The 24,712-nt window shown below is 70.6% G+C and carries 25 protein-coding genes; 15 read left to right on the top strand and 10 right to left on the bottom strand.

Annotated features, from left to right (window positions below; genetic code table 11):
• Window positions 1-62: 62 nt before the first annotated feature.
• The 4 genes from J1M64_RS05620 to J1M64_RS20155 form a co-directional block, all read right to left on the bottom strand.
• Complete coding sequence (locus J1M64_RS05620; protein ID WP_206473345.1) at window positions 63-992, bottom strand: amidohydrolase family protein; 930 nt, start codon at window positions 990-992, stop codon at window positions 63-65.
• A gap of 128 nt (window positions 993-1,120) precedes the next feature.
• Window positions 1,121-1,954, bottom strand: a complete 834-nt coding sequence (locus J1M64_RS05625; protein WP_206473347.1) for a type 1 glutamine amidotransferase — start codon at window positions 1,952-1,954, stop codon at window positions 1,121-1,123.
• Window positions 1,951-3,258 (bottom strand): MurT ligase domain-containing protein, encoded by a 1,308-nt coding sequence (locus tag J1M64_RS05630; RefSeq protein ID WP_206473349.1) that lies wholly within the window; start codon window positions 3,256-3,258, stop codon window positions 1,951-1,953. The genes J1M64_RS05625 and J1M64_RS05630 overlap by 4 nt, the downstream gene beginning before the upstream one ends.
• A 44-nt stretch (window positions 3,259-3,302) precedes the next feature.
• Window positions 3,303-3,425 (bottom strand): hypothetical protein, encoded by a 123-nt coding sequence (locus J1M64_RS20155; protein ID WP_274601482.1) that lies wholly within the window; start codon window positions 3,423-3,425, stop codon window positions 3,303-3,305.
• Here J1M64_RS20155 and J1M64_RS05635 point away from each other — a divergent pair.
• The 3 genes from J1M64_RS05635 (at window position 3,424) to J1M64_RS05645 (ending at window position 6,310) form a co-directional block, all read left to right on the top strand.
• Window positions 3,424-4,365, top strand: coding sequence for an exonuclease domain-containing protein (locus J1M64_RS05635; protein ID WP_206473351.1), 942 nt, complete (start codon window positions 3,424-3,426; stop codon window positions 4,363-4,365). The two genes, J1M64_RS20155 and J1M64_RS05635, sit on opposite strands and share 2 nt — an antisense overlap.
• 144 nt (window positions 4,366-4,509) lie before the next feature.
• Window positions 4,510-5,871, top strand: coding sequence for an aspartate aminotransferase family protein (locus J1M64_RS05640; RefSeq protein WP_067714604.1), 1,362 nt, complete (start codon window positions 4,510-4,512; stop codon window positions 5,869-5,871).
• 7 nt (window positions 5,872-5,878) lie between these two features.
• On the top strand, window positions 5,879-6,310 hold the full coding sequence (locus tag J1M64_RS05645) for a phage holin family protein (protein WP_069389444.1): 432 nt from the start codon (window positions 5,879-5,881) through the stop codon (window positions 6,308-6,310).
• A gap of 167 nt (window positions 6,311-6,477) precedes the next feature.
• Here J1M64_RS05645 and J1M64_RS05650 read toward each other — a convergent pair whose 3' ends face one another.
• The 5 genes from J1M64_RS05650 to J1M64_RS05670 all read right to left on the bottom strand — a co-directional run bounded on the left by J1M64_RS05650 (window position 6,478) and on the right by J1M64_RS05670 (window position 12,258).
• Window positions 6,478-7,578 carry a peptidoglycan recognition family protein gene (locus J1M64_RS05650; RefSeq protein ID WP_206473353.1) on the bottom strand — a complete coding sequence of 367 codons (1,101 nt, stop codon included), beginning with the start codon at window positions 7,576-7,578 and terminating at the stop codon, window positions 6,478-6,480.
• Window positions 7,579-7,946: 368 nt separating this feature from the next.
• On the bottom strand, window positions 7,947-9,806 hold the full coding sequence (gene leuA / locus J1M64_RS05655; RefSeq protein ID WP_206473355.1) for a 2-isopropylmalate synthase: 1,860 nt from the start codon (window positions 9,804-9,806) through the stop codon (window positions 7,947-7,949).
• A 158-nt stretch (window positions 9,807-9,964) separates the two neighbouring features.
• A complete protein-coding gene (locus J1M64_RS05660; protein WP_206473357.1) occupies window positions 9,965-10,396 on the bottom strand; it encodes a GNAT family N-acetyltransferase in 432 nt (143 codons plus the stop codon).
• 52 nt (window positions 10,397-10,448) lie between these two features.
• On the bottom strand, window positions 10,449-11,261 hold the full coding sequence (locus J1M64_RS05665; RefSeq protein ID WP_206473359.1) for a trypsin-like serine protease: 813 nt from the start codon (window positions 11,259-11,261) through the stop codon (window positions 10,449-10,451).
• A gap of 103 nt (window positions 11,262-11,364) precedes the next feature.
• Window positions 11,365-12,258: a DMT family transporter gene (locus J1M64_RS05670; protein ID WP_206473362.1), complete on the bottom strand. Its 894-nt coding sequence runs from the start codon at window positions 12,256-12,258 to the stop codon at window positions 11,365-11,367.
• Between the two features lie 71 nt (window positions 12,259-12,329).
• On the opposite strand from J1M64_RS05670, the gene J1M64_RS05675 reads away from it, so the two are divergent.
• Complete coding sequence (locus tag J1M64_RS05675) at window positions 12,330-13,592, top strand: aspartate kinase (RefSeq protein WP_163375386.1); 1,263 nt, start codon at window positions 12,330-12,332, stop codon at window positions 13,590-13,592.
• Window positions 13,593-13,803: 211 nt separating this feature from the next.
• Here J1M64_RS05675 and J1M64_RS05680 read toward each other — a convergent pair whose 3' ends face one another.
• Window positions 13,804-14,694 (bottom strand): endonuclease domain-containing protein, encoded by an 891-nt coding sequence (locus J1M64_RS05680; RefSeq protein ID WP_240341222.1) that lies wholly within the window; start codon window positions 14,692-14,694, stop codon window positions 13,804-13,806.
• A gap of 438 nt (window positions 14,695-15,132) precedes the next feature.
• Between J1M64_RS05680 and J1M64_RS05685 the strand changes: the two genes are divergently transcribed.
• The 11 genes from J1M64_RS05685 (at window position 15,133) to J1M64_RS05735 (ending at window position 24,611) form a co-directional block, all read left to right on the top strand.
• Complete coding sequence (locus tag J1M64_RS05685) at window positions 15,133-16,167, top strand: aspartate-semialdehyde dehydrogenase (RefSeq protein ID WP_206473372.1); 1,035 nt, start codon at window positions 15,133-15,135, stop codon at window positions 16,165-16,167.
• Window positions 16,168-16,371: 204 nt separating this feature from the next.
• The gene (locus tag J1M64_RS05690) at window positions 16,372-16,599 is read left to right on the top strand and encodes a hypothetical protein (protein ID WP_061917071.1); all 228 of its coding nucleotides are present in this window, start codon (window positions 16,372-16,374) and stop codon (window positions 16,597-16,599) included.
• Window positions 16,592-16,888: a type II toxin-antitoxin system PemK/MazF family toxin gene (locus tag J1M64_RS05695; RefSeq protein ID WP_241261183.1), complete on the top strand. Its 297-nt coding sequence runs from the start codon at window positions 16,592-16,594 to the stop codon at window positions 16,886-16,888. The genes J1M64_RS05690 and J1M64_RS05695 overlap by 8 nt, the downstream gene beginning before the upstream one ends.
• Window positions 16,889-16,981: 93 nt before the next feature.
• Window positions 16,982-17,653: an enoyl-CoA hydratase/isomerase family protein gene (locus J1M64_RS05700; RefSeq protein WP_206473374.1), complete on the top strand. Its 672-nt coding sequence runs from the start codon at window positions 16,982-16,984 to the stop codon at window positions 17,651-17,653.
• A 275-nt stretch (window positions 17,654-17,928) separates the two neighbouring features.
• On the top strand, window positions 17,929-18,207 hold the full coding sequence (locus tag J1M64_RS05705) for a BatC protein (RefSeq protein WP_206473376.1): 279 nt from the start codon (window positions 17,929-17,931) through the stop codon (window positions 18,205-18,207).
• On the top strand, window positions 18,208-19,449 hold the full coding sequence (locus J1M64_RS05710; RefSeq protein WP_206473377.1) for a cupin domain-containing protein: 1,242 nt from the start codon (window positions 18,208-18,210) through the stop codon (window positions 19,447-19,449).
• A 92-nt stretch (window positions 19,450-19,541) separates the two neighbouring features.
• The gene (locus J1M64_RS05715; protein ID WP_241261195.1) at window positions 19,542-20,348 is read left to right on the top strand and encodes a sucrase ferredoxin; all 807 of its coding nucleotides are present in this window, start codon (window positions 19,542-19,544) and stop codon (window positions 20,346-20,348) included.
• A gap of 115 nt (window positions 20,349-20,463) precedes the next feature.
• A complete protein-coding gene (locus J1M64_RS05720; RefSeq protein ID WP_206473380.1) occupies window positions 20,464-21,483 on the top strand; it encodes an AraC family transcriptional regulator in 1,020 nt (339 codons plus the stop codon).
• Between the two features lie 97 nt (window positions 21,484-21,580).
• Window positions 21,581-22,741 carry a hypothetical protein gene (locus J1M64_RS05725; protein WP_154829233.1) on the top strand — a complete coding sequence of 387 codons (1,161 nt, stop codon included), beginning with the start codon at window positions 21,581-21,583 and terminating at the stop codon, window positions 22,739-22,741.
• Window positions 22,738-23,610 carry an SDR family oxidoreductase gene (locus J1M64_RS05730; protein ID WP_244200795.1) on the top strand — a complete coding sequence of 291 codons (873 nt, stop codon included), beginning with the start codon at window positions 22,738-22,740 and terminating at the stop codon, window positions 23,608-23,610. Before J1M64_RS05725 ends, J1M64_RS05730 begins: the two co-directional genes overlap by 4 nt.
• The gene (locus J1M64_RS05735; RefSeq protein WP_206473382.1) at window positions 23,607-24,611 is read left to right on the top strand and encodes an alpha/beta hydrolase; all 1,005 of its coding nucleotides are present in this window, start codon (window positions 23,607-23,609) and stop codon (window positions 24,609-24,611) included. Before J1M64_RS05730 ends, J1M64_RS05735 begins: the two co-directional genes overlap by 4 nt.
• The last annotated feature ends 101 nt before the right edge of the window (window positions 24,612-24,712 follow it).

The raw sequence follows: 24,712 nt of genomic DNA on the forward strand, positions 1-24,712 counted from the left end.
TCAATAGCCGGGCCCCGGCCGACCCCGCACCGAGCCCGGAGATCGGCTACCCGGGCGCGGAGTCAGAGCCCGAACAGCCTCGCGGAGTTTCCGTGCCACACCGCCCGTAGCCAGTCGTCGCCGAGCCCGAGCCCGGCCAGGGCTTCGAGCTGGTGCGCGTACGGGTACGGGATGTTCGGGAAATCGGTCCCCAGCAGGATCTTGTGGCCCAGATCGGCCAGGCGACCGCGCTCGGCCTCCGGAAACGGCATGGTCTCCTCGACGAAGTCCGTGAACGCCATCGTGGTGTCGAGGTAGACGTTCTGGTACCGCTCGGCCAGATCGAGGAACTGCGAGTACTCGCCCATGCCCATGTGGGCGACGATCAGCGGCAGCTCAGGGAACTGCTCGAGCACCGCAGCCACCGGCTCAGGTCCGGTGAACTCGCCCGCCACGGGCCCGGACCCGCAGTGGATGACCGTCGGCACCTGCGCCTCGGACAGCACACCCCACACCGGTTCCAACAGCGGGTCACGGGGGTCGTACTCGCCCACCTGGATGTGCGACTTGAACACCCGGGCCCCGGCGTCGACTGCATCCCGGACGTAGTCGCCCGCCGCCGGCTCGGGGTAGAAGGTCGCCGTGTGCAGGCAGTCCGGGTGCCGGGAGGCGAACTCCGCGGCCCACGCGTTGAGCCACGCCCCCATGTCGGGCTTATGCGGGTACAGCATCGACGAGAACGCCAGAACCCCGTACGACCGGAGCCGCTCGACGCGCTCGTCCTCGGCCTCACGGTAGGTGATGGGCCACGGGCGGCCGATCTTCGGCCCAGCGGCGTCGAAGTAGTCCCACACCTTGGCCAACACGCGCGGGGGCATGAAGTGCGTGTGCACGTCGATGATGCCCGGCAGTCCGAGTGTCTCCCACATCGCGCGGACCTGCGCCGCCTCGATGGCGGGATCGGGAGGGGTCACGGATCCGGTGATGGTGGCGGTGCCGTGGTGTTCACACATGCGTCCGAGGGTATGTCACCGAACCCGGCCCGCCCGGCAAACGCGGCGCGGACTCCGGTGTCACCCCCGAGGCGCGAGCCGGCCGAGAGCCGGGCGGGCCTCGTCACGAGCCGCGCTGCGGTCGCTGGTCAGCGCCGGGCGGCCGCGATCCGCTCCCGGCGCAGCCGCTCCACCGCCGGCACCTCGACCGGCGGTAGCGAGTCCACGCCCAGCGCGCGGCACAGCAGCAGGTCGGCGAGCTCCGGATTGCGGGCCAGCACCGGCCCGTGCATATAGGTGGCGATGATCGAGCCCTGCACCACACCCTCGACCAACCCGCCGGCGGGGACCGACTGACCGGCCGGCACGCCGTTGCCCACACCGGAGGTGACCCGGCCCAGGGGAGCGGCGTCGGAGCCCAACACGGTGGCGCCCATGTGGTTCTCGAAGCCCGTGAGCGGCTGCGTCAGGCCGTCGACCTGCGGCGTGACCACCAGCTCGCCGATCGAGCGGGTCGCCTGCGGAGACGTGGTGACGTCCAGCAGCCCGAGCCCCGGCGCGCGCGAGCCGTCCGAGACGACGAACCACTCGCCGAACACCTGCATCCCGGCACAGATCGCCAGGACCGGCGCGCCGCGCTCCACCGCCCGCTGCAGCCCCGGCGACGCGGTCAGGTGCCGGGACGCCAGCTTCTGCGCCGCGTCCTCGCCACCGCCCACGGTGTAGAGGTCGCACGAGTCGGGGACCTCGTCCTCCAGGGTGATGCGCACGATCTCGGCGTCGAATCCGCGCCACCTCAGGCGCTGACGCAGGATTAACGAGTTGCCGTCGTCGCCGTACGTACCCATGACGTCGGGCAGGACCAGGCCGATCCGCACGGTCGACTCGGAGGGACGGGGAGAGTCCGCGGCGACAGTGTCCAGCGGTGAGGCCGAGGCGCCGGCGTCGCGGCCCCCGGCGTTGCGCGGGTCCTGAGTAGTCATGACTGGGTCCCTCCCATCTGAGCCTTTCCCGTTGCGGCGATCGCCCGCCCCAGGTCGCGGAACGCGGTGTAGTTGGCCAGCACCTCGACCCGCCCCGGGGGACAACGCCGGATCGCGGCCAGCGGATCAGGTTCCAGCTCGTGTCGGACCCCGGCGTACGTCAGCCGCACGGACAGATCCGCCGCCCGCTCGCCCGAGGCGTACACGGTCACGCCCTCGAAGCTCTCGAACCGAACGTCCCACAGCCATGACAGGTCCACGCCGTCGGCGACCTGCCCGTTCACTGCGATCACCAGGCCGTCGGCGGACGTGTCGATCATGCCCAGAGCCTCCTGCCAGCCGGCCGGGTTCTTGGCCAGCAGCAGATGCGCGGACCGCCCGTTCACGTCGACCGTCGAGTAGCGGCCGGCCACGTCGTCGACCTGCTCCACCGCCCGGACCGCGGCGGCGGGATCGGCGCCCATCGCCACGGCGGCGGCGACCGCCTGCGCGGCGTTGCCCCGGTTGGCCCGCCCCGGGATGGCCAGACTCATGGGAGCGCTGAACCCGTCGGGCCCGTGGATGGCCTCGTCGTCGACCCACCAGTCCGGTTCGGGCCGCTCGAACGTCCGGCCGTCGGGCAGCGTGCCCTCGGACCGCCACCGCACGGCCCCGGTGGAGTCCACCATCCGCGAGATGGGTTCGCCGGTGCGCGGGCAGCTCACCGAGTCGCCCGCCCACGCGGACCCTGCGGCCACCCAGACCACGGACGGGTTGTCGTACGCCACGGAGGTGATCATCACGTCGTCGCAGTTCGCCACCACCGTCGCCTGCGGCTGCGCGGCCACCCCGGCCCGCAGCCGGCGCTCGATGGCGTTGATCTCCCCGACCCGGTCCAGCTGGTCGCGGCTGAGATTGAGCAGCACGATCGCCTCGGGCGCCGTGTTTTCCGCGACCGCGGGGGTGTGGAGCTCGTCGACCTCGATGGCGGCCAAACCGGCCACCCGGTCGGCCCCGAGGGCGGACACGATCCCGGCGTCCATGTTGTCGCCGTTCGCGTTCGAGGCGACCCGGCCCACGGTCGACAGGGCGGAGGCGACCATCCTCGTCGTCGTCGACTTGCCGTTGGTCCCCGTGACCAGCACGGTCCGCCGGCCCGCCGCGAGCTGGCGCATGAGGCCGGGATCGAGCTTGAGCGCCACCAGGCCGCCGATCATCCCGCCCGACCCGCGCCCCGACACCCGGGACGCCCAGGTCGCCAGCCGGGAGACGGCCACGGCCACCCGGCCGCGGGGGGTGAGTGCGGTGATCGCGGGGGAACTCATGCCGCAGAGTCTAGGCAGCGCGGCGTCCGGGCATCACGGCCGCCTCAGAACCGCACCGCACCGCCCAGCGCGTGGCGGCCGCTCGCGGTGTTCACCACGGTGTGAACGCCGTGACCTGCGACGGTGACGGCCGGGATGTCGTAGGGGTCTGGAACGATGGTGGGCATGGCAGGTTGGGTGGTGGTGGACGTCGAGACGTCGGGGATGACGCCGGCGGTCGACCGTGTGTTGTCGGTGGCCGCGGTGGTGATCGACGACGACGGCGAGGTGGTCGAGGAGTTCACAACCCTGCTCAATCCGGGCGTCGACCCGGGGCCGGTCCACGTGCACGGCCTCACCCCCGCACTCCTCGCGGGCAAACCACGCTTCCCGGACGTGGCCGCCGAGTTGGACCGGGTGCTCGACGGGAGGACGGTCGTCGCCCACCACGCCGCCTTCGACGCGTCGTTCCTCGCGGCCGAGGCCCGCCGGGCAGGACTCCCGGCGCCGCTCGAGCGGTTCCTGTGCACCCTGGACTTCGCCGGTCGGCTGCACCTGTCCACCGCCGACCTTAAACTGTCGACGCTCGCCGCCCACTTCGGGGTGGTGCAGCGGGCCGCGCACGACGCCCACGATGACGCCCTCGTGTTGGCCGGGGTGTTCGCCGGACTGCTCGAGGTGGCCAGGGGCAAGGACGTGCAGCCGAAGGTGCGCGAACTCGACGCGATGGTGGCGCACCCCGAGACCGGCTACCTCGTGTCCACGGTGTGGGCGGAGGCCCTCGCCGCCCCCAGGCTGTGGCGGCCGGCCGGGCGGCTGAAGCGCGGCGGCGGGCTGGTGCAGGGCATGGAGGTGGTCTTCACCCAGGACGTGGACCGCGATCCGGAGGAGATCGCCGGCCTCGTCGTCGACTCCGGTCTCTACGTCGCCGACCGCATCTCGTCCCGCACGTCCCTCGCGGTGTGCGACGCACCGGGTGCCGTGCGAGGTCGGACCGCGTTCGCCCGCAAGAAGGGGCTCGAGCTGGTGCCGTATGCCCGGTTCGAGGAGATGCTCGCCGCCGTAGCGCCCGGGCGGCCCGTCGCCGGGGCCCAGGCCGTGGACAGTGCGCAGGGGGCGCTCTTCTGACCCCCGCGCTCCGCGCTGCTCGGCGCCCGCGTTCCGCGCCTCCAGACCCCCGCGTTCCGCATCGTGGGGCGCTGGTCCGAGGCGGCGCGGCGGAACTGACATGATGGGCGACGGCCACCGTCGTCGACCACAGGAGTACAGCAAGTGCCCGCACCCCAGAACGCCGCCGCCCGTGAGGTCTACGAGAAGGAACGCGCCCACGTCCTGACCCCGTGGTCGGCCTGGGGCTCGAGCGACCCGATGGTCGTCACCGCGGCCGAGGGCTGCCACCTCACCGACGGGGACGGCAACCGGCTGCTCGACTTCACCTCGCAGCTGGTCAACACCAACATCGGCCATCAGCACCCGGTGGTCGTCAAGGCCATCCAGGACCAGGCCGCCGAGCTGTGCACCATCAATCCGGCGCACGCCAACGCCGCCCGCGCCGAGGCCGCCCGCCTCGTCGCCGAGGTCGCGCCCGCCGGGATGAACCGCGTGTTCTTCACCAACGCCGGCACCGAGGCCGTCGAGCACGCCGTCCGCATGGCCCGCCGCCACACCGGCCGCCACAAGACCCTGTCGGCGTTCCGCAGCTACCACGGCGCCACCACCACCTCGATGAACCTCACCGGTGACACCCGCCGCTGGGCCAACGACATGGGCAACACCGGCGCCGTGCACTTCCACGCCCCGTTCCTGTACCGCTCGCAGTTCTACGCCGAGAACGACAAGCAGGAATGCGACCGGGCACTCGAGCACCTCGACTCGCTCATCGGCCTCGAGGGCCCCGACCACTTCGCCGCCCTCATCATCGAGTCGGTGCCCGGCACGGTCGGCATCATGGTGCCGCCGGCCGACTACCTGCGCGGTGTGCGCGAGATCTGCGACAAGTACGGGATCGTCATGATCTGCGACGAGGTCATGTCCGGCTTCGGCCGCACCGGCGAGTGGCTCGCCCTGGACCACTTCCGCTCCGGCGACGACGACTGGGCGCCCGATCTCATCACCTTCGCCAAGGGCTCGAACTCGGGTTACGTCCCGCTCGGCGGCGTCATCCTGCACGACCGCATCGCCGCCTCCTTCGAGACCACGCCCTACACCGGTGGCCTGACCTACGCCGGACACCCGCTGGCCTGCGCCTCCGTGGTCGCGACGATCAATCTCATGCGCGACGAGAAGATCGTCGAGAACGCGAAGATGATCGGCGAGGACGTCATCGGCCCGCGCCTGCGCGAGCTCGCCGAGAAGCACCCGTCGATCGGCGAGGTCCGCGGCCTCGGCGTGTTCTGGGCCGTGGAGATGGTGGCCGACCGCGAGACACGCGAGCCCCTCGCGCCCTACGGTGGATCATCGGAGGCCATGGCCCGCACGTTCGGTAAGGCAAAGTCCGACGGCCTGCTGCTGTTCATGAACTACAACCGATTCCACGTGGTGCCGCCGTGCATCATCACCCCGGACGAGGCCAACGAGGGCCTCGACATCTTCGACCGCGCACTCGACGTGGCCGACGAGTACGTGAGGAGCTGACCATTCGATGGCGCTGATATTGCGGCTGATCGTCAACGCCGTCGCCCTGTGGGTGGCGACGCTGATCGTGCCGGGCATCACCCTGCACGAGATCTCCGGGGCCGCAGCCTCTGGCGCCGGCGACATCGAGAACGAGGTGAACGTCCCCACCATCACGGCGCTGCTCGTCGTAGCGGTGGTGTTCACGCTGGTCAACGCGGTGATCAAACCGATCGTTCAGTTGCTGTCGCTGCCGCTGACGATCCTCACCCTTGGCCTGTTCCTGCTGGTGGTCAACGCGCTGATGCTCATGCTCACCGGCTGGATCACCACGACGTTCCAGCCCTTCGGGGCCGAGTACGTGGTGAGCGGGTTCTGGGCTGCGTTCTTCGGCGCGATCGTGATCGGCCTGGTCAACTGGGTGCTCGGCATGCTGGTCCCCAGCCGCGCCCGCGACTGAGCGGCGGCGGCGGCTGAGCGGCGCCCGGGCGGGTCCGCCGCCCGGGCGGGCACCCGCCCGCCGAGCAGAGGAATTCGCGCACCCGCTACTCGGGCGATGCAGTAGAAATCCTCTGCTCGGCGGCGACGGCTACGCCGCGAGGGGCGTGCGGCGCGGCCCCGTTCAGGTCAGGAGCCGAACACCGCCGAGGAGACGGCGGTCGGGGCCCAACCCCGCGCTGCCTGGTCGCGGATGAACTGCATCTGCGGGTAGAACGAGTTGCCCGGGCAGGCGGTCCCGCCCCAGTCGCGGTGGCCCGACACGGCCATCATCGGTCGCGTGGCCCCACCCTGCGGGTTGCGGTAGTTGATCCCCGCACGCGGGTTGATGCCGGTGGCGTTGCACAGGGCCCGGACGCAGTCGATCGCCGCGCCCACCGCGCGTGAGGTTGGCGGTGCACCGGTGAAGTCACCGAGCAGGCTGATGCCGATGTTGCCGTTGTTGAAGCCCCCCACGTGGCCACCGGTGACGATCGGGGGTGCGATCCCGGCGACCGGCGGGAACTGGAAGACGGGGTTTCCGACGGGCGTTCCGCCGCGGCCCTGGTAGATCCGGCCCTCGGGGTCGATGAGCAGGTGGTACCCGACGTCGCCCCAGCCCAGGGTGTTGGCGTGATAGTTGTAGATCGCCCGCACACTGGCCGCACGGTCCGGCCCGACCGGGGAGGCGGTGTGGTGGATCGTGATGGACTGCGCGGGGAAGTAGGAGGGCGCCCAGCGGAAGCCCGCGACATCGCCCGCACCCCACGCCGCGCGCGGGATGACCGGTAGGCCCGCCAGGCCGACGCTGCCGAGGCTGTAGTTGCGCGGGGTTCCGCGGCCGTCGTCGAACACGGTCGCCTCGGCGCCCGCGGGCGCATCGACCTCGTACCCCACGGCACCATCGGGCGCGCCGACGAGTTCGGAGGCGGGCGTGCTGCCGGCGTCCGGGGCGGAGTCCATCCCCTCGAGCGGGAGCCAGTCACCGACCGAGCCGTCGGGGAATGCGAACCGGATCCGGCCGACGATCTCCTCGGCACTGGGGAACGTCACGCCGACGTAGCCGAGAGGGCCGTTGGGCTGGATCATCCCGCTGCCGGTCGAGACCGACTGCATGAGGTCCTGGGCCACGCCGAGCGAGCCGGTGGTGAAGGGATTGGCCCCGGCGACGGGACCTCGGACGGTGGAGGCGACGGCGGCGCCCACGCCGACGGATGCGGCTGTGAGAAATCCACGGCGTGTCACGGACATACGGGCTCCAGACTGAGGTTTGCGAAGGGCCGACCCATACCTATCGGCGCGGCCCGCCGCTACATTACGCGCTTGACGTGACCGAATCGAGACCCTCGTTACCGGAGGGATATCTGAGGGTGATGTGACTGATGTGGCGGCGTCCGCCCGGACGATGAGACCAAACGGCTTGTGCCGCCCCACGATTCGGGCGGCCACGACGCGCGACGAGAAGACCGTTCCGCACACAGCCTCTCGGGCGATGTGCGCGGAACGGTCTTGTCGATGTCCGAAGGGCGGGCCCACCCGCGCGGCGGGCCCACCCGCGCGGCGGGCACCACCCGGGCGGTGGGCCCACCCGGCGCGCCGGCCCAGCCGACGTCAGCCGGTCAGGGAGCCCAGGTGCGGGCGCCCTCGACCGAACCGACGGCCTCGGCGCCCTCGGCCTCGTCGGCGTAGGCGCGGTTGACGGCGGAGACCACGGCGCGCAGGGAGGCGGTGGTGATGGAACCGGCCCGTCCGACACCCCAGAAGACCCGGTTACCGAACTGCACCTCGACGTACGCGGCCGCGGTGGCGTCATCCCCGGACGTCATCGCGTGCTCCGAGTAGTCGAGGATGCGTACCTCGTCGTCGAACATCTCGTTCAGGGCGGCGACGAACGCGGCGAGGGGTCCGTTCCCGGACCCCGACAGCTCACGGGTCTCGCCCTTCCACTTGATGACGGCCTCGATGGCGTCCTCGCCGTCGTCGGTCTCGGCGGGCACGAGGTGCTGCGACATGCGCTCCATGGGCGAGACGCGGTCCAGGTACTCCATCGAGAAGATGTCCCACATCGCCTTGGGGGTGACCTCGCCGCCCTCGGAGTCGGTGACGTTCTGGACGAGCTGCGAGAACTCCATCTGCAGGCGCCGCGGCAGCTGCAGGCCGTAGTCGCTCTTCATGATGTAGGCGACGCCGCCCTTGCCGGACTGCGAGTTCACGCGGATGACGGCCTCGTAGGTGCGGCCCTCGTCCTTGGGGTCGACCGGCAGGTAGGGGACCTCCCACGTGATGTCGGTGATGTCCTCGCCGCGGGTGTCGGCCTCGGCCTGCAGGGCGTCGAAGCCCTTGTTGATGGCGTCCTGGTGCGAGCCGGAGAACGCGGTGAAGACCAGGTCGCCGCCGTAGGGGTGGCGCTCGGGCACGCGCAGCTGGTTGGCGTACTCGACGGTGCGGCGGATCTCGTCCATGTCGGAGAAGTTGATCTGCGGGTCGACGCCGCGGGTGAGCATGTTCATGCCCAGCGTCACCAGGCAGACGTTGCCGGTGCGCTCGCCGTTGCCGAACAGGCAGCCCTCGATGCGGTCGGCGCCGGCCTGGTAGCCCAGCTCGGCGGCGGCGACGCCGGTGCCGCGGTCGTTGTGCGGGTGCAGCGACAGGATGGTCGACTCGCGGTTCGCCAGGTTGCGGTGCATCCACTCGATCTGGTCGGCGTACACGTTGGGCGTGGCCATCTCGACGGTCGCCGGCAGGTTGAGGATGATCGGGTTCTCGGGGGTGGCGCCGACGACCTCGGTGACGGCGTCGCAGATCTCCTTGGAGAACGCCAGCTCGGTGCCGGTGAAGGACTCGGGCGAGTACTCCCAGCGCCAGTTGGTGTCGGGGTAGTCCTTGGCGATCGTGGTGACCAGCTCGGCGGCGTCGGTGGCGATCTTCTTGATGGCCTCGCGGTCCTTGCGGAAGACCACCTTGCGCTGCAGGATCGACGTCGAGTTGTAGAAGTGCACGATCACGTCGGACGCGCCCTCGCACGCCTCGAACGTGCGGCGGATGAGGTCCTCGCGGCACTGGACCAGCACCTGGATGGTGACGTCCTCGGGAATCGCGTCGTCCTCGATGATCTCGCGGACGAAGTCGTAATCCGTCTGCGAGGCGGACGGGAATCCGACCTCGATCTCCTTGTAGCCCATGCGGACGAGCAGGTCGAACATGCGGCGCTTGCGCGCGGGGCTCATGGGGTCGATCAGGGCCTGGTTGCCGTCGCGCAGGTCCACGGCGCACCACTGGGGGGCGTGGGTGATGATCTTGTCCGGCCACGTGCGGTCGGGCAGGGAGACGTCCTCGACCTCCTCGGCGAACGGCCGGTACCGGTGCGCGGGCATCGAGGAGCCGCGCTGTTTGTTCCACGACGGCTGGTCGGGGCGACCGGGCTTGGAGGGGGGAGTCAGGGTCGACGACGACGAGACGAAGGCATCAGCGGGATTCATTGCAGTGGCTCAACTTCCTAGGGGGGCGATCGGCAGGGATCGGACCGGCGCGACGAGATCCCGCGACGGGGAGCCGGTCCGCCTCAGCGGGCCCCGCCGCGGCACCCAAGAAGGAGCACGCGCTGCATGCGGGCCATCATACACATCCCCGCGGGCCGTCACGGAATCGGAATCACGAACGTCGAGGGCTCGGCCGTGGTCGCTTCGGGGGGTGACGGCGGCGGGTCCTGCGTGAAGTCGTCGGGTACCTGCATGGATCCCCACACCTTGCTGCAGCCGGCCTCCTCGGCCACCTCCACCGCCTTCTCGACCAGTCGGTGGGCGATGCCGCGGCCGCGCAGGTCCTCGCGGACCCGGATCCCGTAGACGAACAGGTCGGGGCTGGCGCCGAGGTGCCCGGTCTCCACCGCGACGAGCATCGCGACCGGCACCTCGTCCTGCAGCGCCAGCACGAGCAGGTTGGATCCGCGGTCGAGGAAGTCCGTGGTCCATTCCGCGGTGGGCGGGGTGCTGAGCAGGTCGCCCGCGGACAGCACGAGGTCCACGTCCGCACGCGCGGCGCGGCGGATGACGAGCTCCGGCGGGGTCATTTGTCCAGTGTGGCAAAAACCCGGGGGGTTCGGCACTGCCACGTGACCTGGGTCATCGGTTGGCGATCATCCAGTCGATCCAGCCGTTCTGGGCGGGGATCGATTCGTACCGGGCCGGGATGGTGCCGTCGGGCTGCCGGCGGGCGCGGTCGGAGACGTTGTGGACGCCCACCAGTCGGTCACCCTGGAACACGGGTCCGCCGGAGTCGCCGGGCGAGAATCCGCCCTGGGTGGTGTGGGAGTGGCCGACGCGGGAGCCGGGTCGCGCCTCGATCCGCTCGAGGCGGGTCAGGCCGGTGCGCAGGACGGGTGAGCGCATCCCGAGGGGTTCGGTCTCGCCGAAACCGTGGAAACGCAGGACGTCGCCGGGGCCGGGGTCGACGCCGGCGCGCCGCACGGACGGCGACGGCGCGGGGTGGCGGAGTTTGAGGAGCATGAAGTCCCCGGCGGGTGCCTTGTAGGCGGCGGCCGGGGTGTGGCGACCGAGGCTGCCCGTGTCGAGAGATCCGAATGCGCCGACGATGCTCGGGCTGGCCAGTGGGGCGGTCGAGCCGAAGCCCCCGGGCACGGTGGCGAGGTTCCCGAATCCGAGGGTGTACGCGTTGGGGTTCGTCGGGCCGCAGTGTGCGGCGGTGGCCACCCAGCGCGGGTGGATGACGACGCCGGTGCACGGGGCGCCGAGCACGTCGCCGAAGACGGTGATCTGCACGGCCCACGGGGCGGGGCCGGAGGGCGCGCCGTTCACGACCGCGCCGGCCGTGGGTGCCGCGACCGCGAGCGACGCGGCGACCGTCCCGACGATGGCGGCCACCGCTGCGGCCAACCGGCCGGGACGGGTGAGGCCACTGTGACGTGTGAGGCGCATGGGGCCCAGCGTAGGCGATGGTGGAGAGTTTTCGGGCCGCTCGACATGGGTCCTCATGGTGAGGACGTCGCGGCGTGAACCGGGGGCGTTACTCGGAGGCGCGTCACTCCGCGGCGCGGCGGTTCGGCGCGCGGTGGTCGGGGATCGACGGAGCCGTGTCGACCTCCTTGTGCGCGAGCCGCACCGTCGCGAGCACCATCACGGTGAGGGTGACGCCCAGGAGCATCAGCGCGGCGCCGTCGACGGAGAACCACTCGCCCAGCACCACCACGCCCAGGCCGAGCGAGACGACCGGGGTGGTGACCGTGGAGGCGGGCACGGCCTGGTGCACGGCGCCTGCGGAGAACGACATCTGCTGCAGCGTCAGCGCGGCGACGGCGGCCACCCCCAGTCCGTACACCTCGCCGGTCGTGGCCACGGTGAGCAGTCCACCGTCGTGGAACCGCTCGGTGACGCCCTTCGTCAGCAGTGCGACGTAGGCGAACGCGGTGCCGCCGGCCACGCCCAGCAGGAGGGCACGGTTGCCGTTGGAGCGGCGGTTGCGGGAGACACCGAGGAGGGCGACGACGACGAGGAGCCCACCCGCACACGCGAGTGCCCACTGCCACCAGGGCGGGTGGGCGTCTCCTCCGGTGGGCCGTCCGTAGATGACGAGCACCATCACGCATCCCGTGAGGACGTACCCCCAGAGGAGTTCGGTCTTGGTGACCCGCCGACCGGTGACCCAGGCGCCGAGGGGGAGGGCGAATGTCAGTGAGAGAACGGTGATCGTCTGGACGAGGATGAGCGATCCGAACGCGAGCGCGAGGCCCTGGAACGCGAATCCGGCGAGGCTGATGACCATGCCGGTCCACCAGTACCGGCTCACGAGCACGTTGAAGTGACCCTCGTGTCGACCCTTCGCGCGCTGGGGCGATCGGTGCCGCATGACGGTTCCGAAGGCCTGGCTGAGGGCGGACGCGAGGGCGAGAATCACTGCCGCCCAGATTTCACTCATCCCTGATGAGTAAACACCTCCCGTAAAGTAGGTCTGCGGTAAGCCGATCAACACCGGAAGGGTGTGACCGCGTGGCACTCGTAGTGCAGAAGTACGGCGGCTCCTCCGTGGAGTCCGCAGAACGAATCCGCCGGGTGGCGGAACGGATCGTGGAGACCAAGAAGGCGGGTAACGACGTCGTGGTCGTGGCCTCGGCTATGGGCGACACGACCGACGAGCTACTCGATCTGGCCGATCAGGTCTGTCCCTCGCCTCCGCAGCGCGAGATGGACATGCTGTTGACCTCGGGGGAGCGCATCTCCAACGCGCTGCTCGCGATGGCCATCAGTTCGTTCGGGATGGAGGCCTATTCCTTCACCGGATCCCAGGCCGGGATCATCACCACGACCAGGCACGGCAACAGCCGCATCATCGACATCACCCCGGGGCGCGTCCGTGAGGCGCTGGACGAGGGCAAGATCGCCCTCGTCGCGGGCTTCCAGGGGGTGTCCCGAGAGACCCGCGACGTCACGACCCTGGGTCGCGGCGGGTCCGACACCACCGCGGTCGCGATGGCCTCGGCCCTGGGTGCGGACGTGTGCGAGATCTACTCGGACGTGGACGGCATCTACACCGCCGACCCGCGGATCGTGCCCGATGCCCGCAAGCTCGACACCATCTCGTATGAGGAGATGCTGGAGATGGCGGCCGTCGGGTCCAAGATCCTCAACCTGCGCAGTGTGGAGTTCGCCCGCCGCTACCACGTGCCGCTGCGCGTCCGCTCTTCGTATTCGACCAACCCGGGCACGCTCGTGGCCGGAAAAGTGGAGGACATCCCCGTGGAAGACGCAGTCCTGACCGGAGTCGCTCACGACGCCTCGGAGGCCAAGATCACGGTCGTCGGCATCCCCGACCAGCCGGGGTACGCGGCCAAGATCTTCCGCGTGGTGGCCGACGCCGAGATCAACATCGACATGGTCCTGCAGAACGTCTCCAAGGCTGAGGGCAAGACCGACATCACCTTCACCTGCCCCCGCGAGGTGGGTGCCAAGGCCGTTGAGGTCCTCTCGCAGGCCAAGGACGATCTGGGTATCGACCAGGTGCTCTACGACGACAACGTCGGCAAGGTCTCCCTCGTCGGCGCGGGCATGAAGTCGCACCCGGGCGTCACCGCGACGTTCTGCGAGTCGCTGTCCGAGGCCGGCATCAACATCGAGCTCATCTCCACCTCCGAGATCCGCATCTCGGCGCTGGTCCGCGAGGACGAGTTGCCCGACAGTGTCCGCGCGCTGCACACGGCGTTCGAGCTGGGCGGCGACGAGGAGGCGCAGGTCTACGCCGGCACCGGCCGCTGACCTGACCCCCGGCCGGCCCGCCCCAAGCCGGGCCGGCCCGGCGCCCGGCGCCCCGCGCACCCGGCGCCCCCCGCGCCGCCCCGCGCACCCGGCGCCTGCGCACCCGGCGCCCCGCCGAGCAGAGGAATTCGCCTGTATCGCCCGAGTGGCTCAGTGCGAAATCCTCTGCTCGGCGTTCGCGCGGCGCGGCGGGTCGTCCGAATCGGTCGGTTCAGCCGCGAAAGCTCCCGTAGCCGCGGCGGTGGAGGGCTGCGCGCACGTGGGCCAGGATCTCGCCGGGGGTGCGGACGAGCGAGGTCGCGGTGACCACCTCGATGTACCAGCCGGCCGCCCGAAGCCGGTTCCGTCGGATCTCGTCCTTCGCCTGCTGCTCTTTCGTGCGATGGTCCCCTCCGTCGTATTCCACCGCCACCTTCAACTCCGGCCAGGCGATGTCCAGGCGATACCTGAACTCGGGCACCCGGTGCTGCAGGACGAATCCGGTCAGACCGTTCTCGAGTAGGAACAGCCGCGTCCGGGTTTCCCAGGGCGACTCGGCATCTGTGTCGACCTCCTCGAGCCTCTCGAGAACAGTCCGGCGACCGCGGACGCCGTGCATGTCCTCCACCAGGGCCGGTAGGCGGCTGATCGGTAGGACGCCCATGGTGGTGGAGGCGTCGAGCGCGCAGATGGCCTCGACGCGCGGTTCGCGACGAGCGATGTCGAACAAGACCCACTCGGGGCTGGCGATGCGGATGTCGGGGGAACGTCCCGACGTCAGCACGTGGATGTGCTCGGGCGGGATCCGGTACTGCCAGCCCGCCAGCCCGGGCCGTTCGATCCGCCGGCCGGGCGCCACCACATCGTCCGCGAACTCGCGCGGCGGGAAGTCGTGCCCATAGAGCGTGGCTGCGATCCACCCGGTCAACGTTGCGTCCGGGTAGAGCGTCATGAGCGCTTCGGCCCGCGCCCAGGCGTCGACGTGCACGTGGTTCCGGACCCACAGTCCGTGGTGCAGGCGGGTGTAACCGCGGTTCGTGACGCGGCTTCCGGTCAGGTGCCGCAGGTCGCGGGTGCGGATGGGGGCTGTGCGGATGGGGGCGGTGCGGGATTCTGCGCTCACGGACCGTGACTCTGCCAAGCGGACGTCGACTGGCAGGGGCGCAGAGCAGGGATCCGCGTCGACCTGTGGATGGGGCCGAGGGGTGTGGATAGCGATGCCACGGCCTCTGGCCCAGGACGTCGACCCCCTCGGCGAGCACCGCGGTCCTCGCCGAGAAGAGGAATTCGCGCAACGCCACTCGGCCGATACAGGCGAATTCCTCCGGACGGCGAGGCCGGGGGGCGAGCGACCGGATGGCGGGGCGTGCCCCCCCGCCCGCGCTCCGCCCCGGCCTCGCCTTGCGTGGTGTTCGTGCCCGAAGCGCGGCCGGGTGTGACGCACGCCGCTGTCCGAGCTGGGCGACCCCGGTAGGATGGGGTACTGCCGGTCGGTCGAGCGCAGGGCGGAGAACCCGTCCGCGGCGGGCCGGGACCAACCTGTCAGGAGTTGACCTTTTCGATGACCACTGTCGCCGTAGTCGGAGCCACGGGCCAGGTGGGGCGCGTCATGCGTGCCCTGCTGGAGGAGCGGGACTTCCCGGCTGACAAGGTCCGTTTCTTCGCGTCCGCCCGGTCCGACGGGACCACGCTGCCGTTCCGCGGTGAGGACATCGTCGTCGAGGACACCGCCAACACGCCCGACGAGGAGCTGGAGGGGATCGATATCGCCCTGTTCTCCGCGGGCGGCACGATGTCGAAGGAGCAGGCCCCCCGGTTCGCCGCCGCCGGCGCCGTCGTCGTCGACAATTCCAGCGCGTGGCGCAAGGACCCCGACGTCCCGCTCGTCGTCTCCGAGGTGAACCCGGACGCGGCGAAGAACCCACCCAAGGGCATCATCGCCAACCCCAACTGCACCACGATGGCCGCGATGCCGGTGCTCAAGGCGCTGCACGATGCGGCGGGCCTCAAGCGTCTGGTCGTGTCGACGTACCAGGCGGTCTCCGGTTCCGGGCTCGCCGGCGTGGACACGCTGAACGATCAGATCACCGGCAATGTCGGCGCCGGCCACGAGCTGGTTCACGACGGCTCGGCGCTGAAGACCGACGACCACGGGCCGTACGTCGCGCCGATCGCGTTCAACGTGCTGCCGCTCGCGGGTGGGCTCGTCGATGACGGGTCCGAGGAGACGGACGAGGAGCAGAAGCTGCGCAATGAGTCGCGCAAGATCCTCGACCTGCCGGAGCTGCGGGTGGCCGGCACCTGCGTGCGCGTGCCGGTGTTCACCGGTCACACGCTGAGCATCAACGCGGAGTTCGACAAGGACATCACGCCGGAGCAGGCGCGCGAGCTGCTGTCGAAGGCGCCGGGCGTCAAGGTCGTCGACGTGCCGACCCCGCTGGACGCGGCCGGCATCGACGAGTCGCTGGTGGGCCGCATCCGCCAGGACCAGTCGATCGAGGGCAACAAGGGCCTCAACCTCATGGTGGCGGGCGACAACCTCCGCAAGGGTGCGGCGCTCAACACCATCCAGATCGCGGAACTGCTGGTCAAGTAGCGCAACTGCTGGTCGAGTGGCCAGTCGCGGGCTGAGCCGGTCGGGAGTGCAGCTGGTCGGGAGTACGACGACGACGACGAGGCCCCGCAGTCGCACACAGGCGAGAGCCGCCGCCCGGTCGCGCAGACCGGGCGGCGGCTCTCGTGCGTCGGGCGTGCGAGGAGTTCGCCGTCTCGGCGGTATGACCAAAGGCATACTTTCGGTATGTCCCACACGACGATCAAGGTGAGTCGCGACCTCCGGGATCTTCTGAAGAGGCAGGCCGCCGAGGAGCACCGCACGCTGGGCGACCATCTTGCGTATCTCGCCTCACTCGCCGAGAAGCAACGGCGGCTCAAGCGCCTGCGTGCGGAGATAGACGCGACATCGCCAGAAGATCTGGCGTCCTACCGCGAGGAATCCGAGTGGTGGGAGCGGGCGCAGGATGCCTGACCCGACTCCCGGGGAGGTCATATGGGTTGTCCTCGATCCCGTGGCGGGTCGTGAGCAGAGTGGTCGCCGGCCCGCGGTGGTGGTCTCGTCGCGCGCGCAGATCTCCCTCGCCGATACTCTCGTGATGGTGGTTCCGGTGACGTCGGTGGATCGCGGATGGTCGAACCACGTCCTGCTCCGTGGAGACGTGTTCGATCGCGACTCCTGGGCGATGACCGAGCAGCGCGCACCCTTTCGCGCCAGCGTGTTGTCGGCCATGCCGGCCAGGTGGATGCCGGGACCCTGGTAGACATTCGCCGGTGGATCCAGGATTTTCTTGACGAGTAGCGGTCGACCGCCCCGACCCCGGCCCCCACAACCCCACCACCCGAGAGGACCACCCATGACCCCGACCCTGACCCACCACGAGGACATCGCCGTCCTCACGCTCGGCAGCGACGAGAACCGCTTCTCCCCGGACCGGCTCGACGCGATCAACGCCCACCTCGATGAGGTCGAGAAGTCCGCGAAGGGGCTCGTCACCGTGGGGTCGGGCAAGTTCTACTCCAATGGCCTCGACCTCGACTGGCTCATGGCCAACTCGGACCGCCTGGACTGGTACGTCGGCCGGATCCAGGAGCTGTTCTCGCGCGTCCTGACGTTCTCCCTGCCGACGGTCGCCGCGGTCAACGGGCACGCGTTCGGCGGCGGCGCGATGCTCGCGATGGCCCACGACTACCGGGTGATGCGCGACGACCGTGGCTATTTCTGCTTCCCCGAGGTGGACATCAACATCCCGTTCACTCCCGGCATGGCGGCGCTGATCCAGGCCAAGACGACCCCGCAGACCGCCATGACCGCGATGAGCACGGGCCACCGTTACCCCGGGGCCGAGGCGGAGGAGGCGGGCCTCGTCGACGCGACCGCTGCGGAGGCCGAGATCGTCACCGCGGCGCTCGGACGTCTCCAGCCGATCCTCGGCAAGGACCGCACCACTCTCGGCGCCATCAAGACCACGATGTTCGCCTCCGTCACCGAGGCGCTGGGCCGGGGCCCCGGCGGCGTCAGCCTCTGACGCCCACCCGTCCCTGGTGGATCGCCAGCTCGGGGTAGCGCGGGGATAGTTCGACACCGGCAACGACAACGACGACGACGACGAGGACCGCCGCCGCGGGGAAACGATGCGGTCGCCCGGTCACGCCGAACCGGCGGCGGCTTCGGTCGTATCGAGGCCGGTCCAGTGCCATAGTGGAACTGCACGCCCCTCGTGTCCCGGCCTGCTGCTGGAACACGTGGCCAGATCGCACGACTCCCTGCAGGTTCACGCCTGCACCGACGAGAGGAACGCAGATGGCTATCAACGACGACGACATCACCACGTCCGGCGCTCAGGGCGAGGGCATCGCCGACGGCGGTTCCAATCCCGGCGGCCACGACGGTGGCGCCGACGGGTCCGCCCACCACATGAAGGGCGAGGGCGAGGGCCTGGTTGACGGCGGTTCGAACCCGGACGGTCACGACGGCGGCGCGGACGGTTCCGCCGATGGCGCCGCGAACACCGGCGAAGGGGTGGCCGACGGCGGTTCCAACCCGGATGGTGCCGACGGCGGCGCTGACGGCACGCAGTAATTGCGGGCTCTTCATCGGTGCGTCGCGTGCGGTTCGGATGAGTTCGCGGCTCAGGTGTGGGGGCAGCGGCCCCTGCTGACCCGGGCGGCCGAGCTGCCACGCGACTACTCCGACCTGCTCTCGCCCGCGATGGTCGACGAGATCATCGCCGAACGCGGGGTGCGCACGCCGTTCGTGCGCATGGCGCGGGAGGGCACGCTCGTCGACCGGGCGTGCTTTACCCGCTCCGCGGGGTTCGGGGCGCAGATCGCCGATCAGCTCGACCCCGACGGCGTGCTCACGCAGTACGCCGCCGGGGCGACGCTCGTGCTGCAGGGTCTGCACCGGTTCTGGCCGCCGATCATCGACTTCGTGCGGGGCATGACCTCGGACATCGGCCATCCGGTGCAGACCAACGCGTACATCACCCCGCCCGCGAATCGCGGGTTCGATCCGCACTACGACGTCCACGACGTCTTTGTGCTCCAGGTGTCCGGCACCAAGCGGTGGCGGGTGCACGAGCCCGTCCATCACCATCCGCTTGCGGATCAGCCGTGGACCGATCACCGCGAGGCGATCGCCGAACGGGCGAAGGACGAGCCGGTCATCGACACCGTGCTCGAGCCGGGGGACTGTCTCTACCTGCCGCGCGGCTGGGTCCACTCGGCCGAGGCGCAGGGCGATACGTCCATCCACCTCACGGTGGGCGTGGCCCCCTTGACCGGGCACGACGTCGCCACGGCGATGATCGAGGCACTGGCCTCGGAGGAGGAGCTGCGGGCGTCGTTGCCGTTCGGGCTCGCCCCTGTCGATGCCGCGAGCGCCGAGCCCCACGCCCGCGAGGTCCTCGACGTGCTGGCCCGGTTGATCGCCGAGAAGCAGGAGCAGCTCAGCGGTCTCGCCGGCGACGCGCTGGCCGAGAAGTACCTGGATCTCACGCGACCCGCCGCGATCCGCCCGCTGGCCACCCTCGATGCCGTGGCCGCCCTCGAGTCCGACACTCGGCTGCAGTTGCGCGAGGGGCTCCACGCACGGGTGGACTGCACCGGCTCCGACGCCGACTCCGACGCCGGCAATCCCGGCACGGTGGTGTTGAGGCTGCCCACCAAGTCGGTGACGTTCCCGGGGGTGTGCGCCCCCGCCCTGCGCGCTGTCCTCGAGGGCGACCCCGTCAGCGCCGGCGCGCTTCCCGGCCTTGATGCCGACGATGGCCTGGTGGTTCTCCGGCGGTTGTTGCGGGAGGGCGTGGTGGTGGCGCTGTGAGCAGGCCTGCGGACTGGGAGCCGTGCAGTGATTCGTCGTTGCGCCGCGGCGATCTCCTGGACGGGTCGGGCTCCCGGGGGTTGCGGTGGCTGATGGTCGAACTGGCCGGCCCGTGGGGGTATTCGGCGTTGCTCGACTCGCCGGGTCTCCTTCCGCCGGAGCTGGGTCGCGAGATCGCCGGGCGTGCCCAGGAGGCTGATGTCCGGGTTGCCGCGATCCGTAGGCCGGGTCGTCGTCGTCATACAGAGGAGCAACGCTGGCGGTGGGCGCTCGCCGACGCCCGGCCCGGGCACGAGTCGCTGCGGTGGGGCGAGGTCGATGGCCCGGTCGGGTATGCCGAGATCCCCCTCGACGGTTCCGCCGGCGCCCCGTCAGTGGAGCCGCTGGTCGCCGTGTGCGCGCACGGCAAGCACGATCAGTGCTGCGCGGTGCGGGGGCGCAGCGCCGCGGCGCGGATCGCCGAGCGGCATCCGGAGGCGACCTGGGAGTGCTCTCACCTGGGCGGCGACCGCTTCGCCGCGACGATGCTCGTCCTGCCGCACGGCCTCTTCTACGGCCGCGTCGACCAGGCGGAGGACCCGGCCGACATCGTCACCCGCTACACCGAGGGGCGGGTCGACGAGCGGTACCTGCGCGGACGCAGCAGTCACTCGGCGGCCGTGCAGAGCGCCCAGCACCATGCCCGCGCGGTGGTGCCCGACGACCGCATCGACGCCTTCGCCCCCGTGCGCGTGGTCGAACGAGACGAGCACGTCGAGGTGACGCTCGAGGGACCCGGCGGACCGATCGAGGTGTGGCTGCGCGAAACTTACTCGGAGCCGATCTTCACGATGTGCCGGGCCCACGCCCCCGGGCCGGTCCGGCAGTGGGAGCTGATCGAGGTCAGGGGCGGCGGGTAGGGCCGGACGTCGGGGCGAGGTGGAGCGAGGATGGTCGAACCACGTGTGGCTCCGCGGAGGCGTCCTCGACCGCGGCTCCTCGGGGACTCCGCACGCGAAAGGACAGGCGAAGTCGATGCAGCCGTTGATCCGCGCCGCGAGCCTGCGCGGGTTCGCTGAGCTCGTCACCGAACTCGGCGGGGATCCGGATCGGCTGCTCGCGCGGTTCGGCATCGAGCCAGAGACGTTGGCGGACGAGGACGGGCTGCTGTCGATCACCGACCACGACCGGATGCTCGATGTGGCGGCAGCCCACCTGCGCTGCCCGGACCTCGGTCTGCGGCTGGCCGAACGGCAGGACGTGACGATTCTCGGCCCCATCGCGCGCGCGATCGGATCGTCGCAGACCCCCGCGGAGGCACTGGAGTGCGCGGCTCGGTTCATGTTCGTGCACAGCCCCGCGCTGAGGATCGAGGTCGCCGACGACCCGTGGGGCCGGCGCGGCGTGATCGCCCTGATTTACCGCAAGGAGTTGACCGAGTCGCCGTACTCGCCGCAGGCCGCCGAGCTGGGGCTGGGGGTGTTCTACCGGGTGGCCGTGCATCTGGTCGGGCAGTCCACCGGGTTGCGGTCGGTGGAGGTGCCGCACGGACCACTCTCGCCGGTCGGCCGGTATCTGGGCTTCTTCGGCGTCGACGTGAAGTTCGACCGGCCCGCGGCCGCGCTGTGCGTCGACCGTCGGATGTTGGATGCCACGTTCGCCTCCGCGGATGAGGATCTCCGTCGCGCGGCCCTCGATCACCTGACGGGCTCGTACTCCGACCCGTCGGACTCGGTGGCTCACCAGGTGCGCCGCCTCGTGGGGGAGCGCCTTCCCGGCCGCGTCCCCACGCTCGCCGAGGTGGCCGGGGCGCTCCTGCTCCACCCGCGGACGCTGCAACGTCGCCTCGCCGCCGTCGACACCACCTACGGCCGGGTCGTCGACGACCTGCGTCGGGATCGCGCGCACCGGTTCATCACGACCAGCGACCTGTCCTTCACCCAGATCGCCGACCTGGTCGGTTTCGCCGAGCAGGCCACGCTCAGCCACGCGGCGCGCCGGTGGTTCGGTATGTCCCCCGGGGAGCTGAGGCGGACCACCAACCTGTCGCCCTGACACAAGTTTCCCGCCGCCGGACACCGGATGCTGGTGTCGACCGCGGGAACGACCGGCGCCCCCGGGCGGCCACCCCATCGGCGAGGAGGAGCGAACGATGCTGCGCGAAGATCCACCGCGTTCGGACCAGGTGTCCGGACCCATGCTCGAGCAGATCGGCGCGCGGCCGATCCCCGAATTCGACGGCGTCCACGACGTGTGGCCGCGGGGCGAGCGGCTGAGGGCGGTGCGCTCGGCGGCCGCCGAGTACAAGAAGCGGTTCGTGCAGCAGGGGCAGGTGCGGGCGGTGCGGTCAGTCGACGTGGCCGGGGCGCCGTACCCGGTCAAGTACGCCTTCGACAACGCGGTGTCGGTGCCCAGCCTGCCGTTGGTCACCATGATCAACCGCATGGTGGTGGTCCAGTACGACGACTGGAACGGTCGGCCCCGCACCCTGGTGTTCGAGCCGACCGTCCCCGCCGGTTCCGCCAAGGCACCGTTCTACGCCAATCTGGAGAGGCTGGTCGACGCCGTCCCCGGCGGCCGCCTGGCCAGCAAGGCGATTCTGAAGTACTTCAACGAGCCCGGCGAGGCCCTGGCCAAGGTGGGGCTGCGACCGGAGGACGTGGACTTCCTCACGTTCGACCACCTGCACGTGCAGGACCCCCGGATGATTCTCGGCTCGAGCGAGGTGATCGCGGGCGAGCCGACGCCGCGCACCGCCCTGTTCGGCGACGCGCAGCTGCTCGTGCACCGCCGCGAACTGGCCACCCTGGAGGACCTGCACCCCATGCAATGGGCCTGGTACGTCGAGGACGGACTCGACGGCGTCCACCGGGACAGGTTCGCCGTGTTCGACGGCGACATCGAACTCGGCCCCGGCATCGCCCTGCTGTGGACGCCCGGCCACACGGACGGCAACCACTCGCTGGTCATCAACACCCCGGACGGCGTGTGGGTGTCCTCCGAGAACGGCATCTCCCTGGACAACTGGCAGCCGGAGCTGTCGAAGATCCCCGGCGTGCGCCGCTACCACCGCGAGTACGGCCGCGAGATCTGCCCCAACGCCAACACCCTCGAGGACGCGCTGGACCAGTACGACTCCATGATCAAGGAGAAGACGCTCGCCGACCCGTGTCCGACCGACCCGCGCTGGCTGCAGATCCTGCCCTCCACCGAACTGGCGCCGTGGAAGCGTTTCTGGCCGGTGGTGCCGACGTACTGCCACGGTGGGATCTCCTACGGCGAGATCCGCGCCGGACTGAGGGACGGGAAGTGACGACGACGACGAGGATCCGCAGCGCGCTCGTGACCGGGGCCGGTCGCGGCCTGGGCCGAGATATCGCGGGCCTGCTGGCCGACCGCGGGTATCGCGTCATGATCACCGATCTGGACGAGCAGTCGTCCCGGACGGCGGCCGCGGAGATCGGGCGGGGTGCGCTCTGGGCCGCTGTCGACGTCCGCGATCGCGGGCAGGTCGACGAGGCCCGGGACCGGCTGGTCGCGGAGACCGGGGGCGTGGACGTGTGGGTCAACAACGCCGGCGTCCTGCTCACCGGCCCGGCGTGGGAGCAGACCGACGAGCAGCGGCGGCTCATGCTGGACGTCAACGCGCTGGGGACGATCAACGGCACGGTCGCCGCGATCGAGGCCATGCGCGGCCGCAGCGCTGGTATCCCGGGCACCGGCGCGACCGGCAGTGGCGGGCACATCGTCAACATCGTCTCGCTGGCGGGTATCTCCGCGGTCCCGGGCGAGGCCGTCTACGCGGCGTCCAAACACGCGGTGATGGGCTTCAGTTCCAGCACGGCCGCCGACCTGCGGCTGGCCGGGGTGGACGATATCGACATCTCGTGCATCTGCCCGGACGGCATCTGGACCCCGATGCTCTTCGACAAACTCGAGGACCCGCAGGCGGCGCTGTCGTTCTCGGGTGTCCTCCTGCAGTCGGAGGACGTGGTGCGCGCGGTGGGCAGGGTGCTGGAGTCGCGGCGCCCGGTTACGGCCGTCCCGGCTAGGCGCGGGGCGCTGGCCAGGCTGGGTGCCGCGTTCCCCCGCCTGGCGTCCGCCCTCCTGCCGCTGATGGCCGCCAAGGGTCGCCGGAAGCAGCGCACTCTCCTACGAACGCAAGGATCGTCCCGCTCTTGACCACTCGGACAGACCCCTCCGTGATCATCCATCGTGAGGTCGACCTGCAGTCCCGGTTGCTCTACTGGGCCGGGCGGGCGACGCTCCGTCAGGTGTACCGCTTCTGGCCCATGACCGGCGCCGGGATCCGGGGGCTGGCCGCAGTCGAGCGCGGGTTCTCGCGACTGGCGGGCCCCGCCGGGGTGCGTGTGGAACGGACCGTGCTCGGCGGCACCGCGGCCGAGACGTCGACCCCCGATTCCGTCGGCCCGGACGCACTGGCCGACGTGACCGTGCTCTACCTCCACGGCGGCGCGTTCGTCTTCTGCGGCCCCGGCACCCACCGTGGGCTCTGCGGCCGGCTGGCGATGGACCTCGGCGTGACCGTGCACTCGCTGGACTACCGGATGCTGCCGGAGGTCGACCTGGCGACCGTGGTCGCGGATGCCTACGCCGGGTATCGCGCTCTGTCCGAGCAACTGCCCGCGGATCACCGGATCGTGGTGGCCGGGGACTCGGCGGGCGGGTACCTGGCCGCCGCGATTTGCGAGTTGGCCGCCCGCGACGGCGTCCGCCAGCCCGCCGCGATGGTGGGTTACTCGCCCCTGCTCGACGTCGATGGCGAGGTGCGTGAGGGGCCGTGGGCCACGCGCGACTCCTACCAACCGGCCGTCACGGTGCAGCGGTTCCAGAGGCTGTGGCAGCACCACGCCGACGGGCTGGAGAGCAGCCGCTCGATGCTCACCTGCGATCCGGAGGTGTTCCCGCCGACGCTGATCACCCTGGCTGCGGGCGAACTCGTGGAACCGGCCGCGCTCCAGCTGACCGAACGCCTACGCGCGGCCGGGCGGCCCGTCGAGACCCACCGGTGGTACTCGGCAGTCCACGCGTTCCCGGTGCTCGCCGGCCTGACCCCGCACAGCCGCCACGCCGGCAGGATCACGGCCGAGTTCCTGCGCCAGACCCTGTCGGCACAGGTCTCACAGCGCCCTCTCTCAAGACATGCACGAGATGGGTCTTGACCGTGCCTTCGGACAGGTGCAGCGACTCGGCGGGCTGCCGGTTGCTCGAGCCCCCTCGGCCACGGCGCGCAGGACCTCGGACTCCCGGTCCGTGAGCACCG

This window comes from Dietzia sp. KRD202 (genome assembly GCF_017168155.1).
Taxonomy (GTDB): Bacteria; Actinomycetota; Actinomycetes; order Mycobacteriales; family Mycobacteriaceae; genus Dietzia; species Dietzia kunjamensis.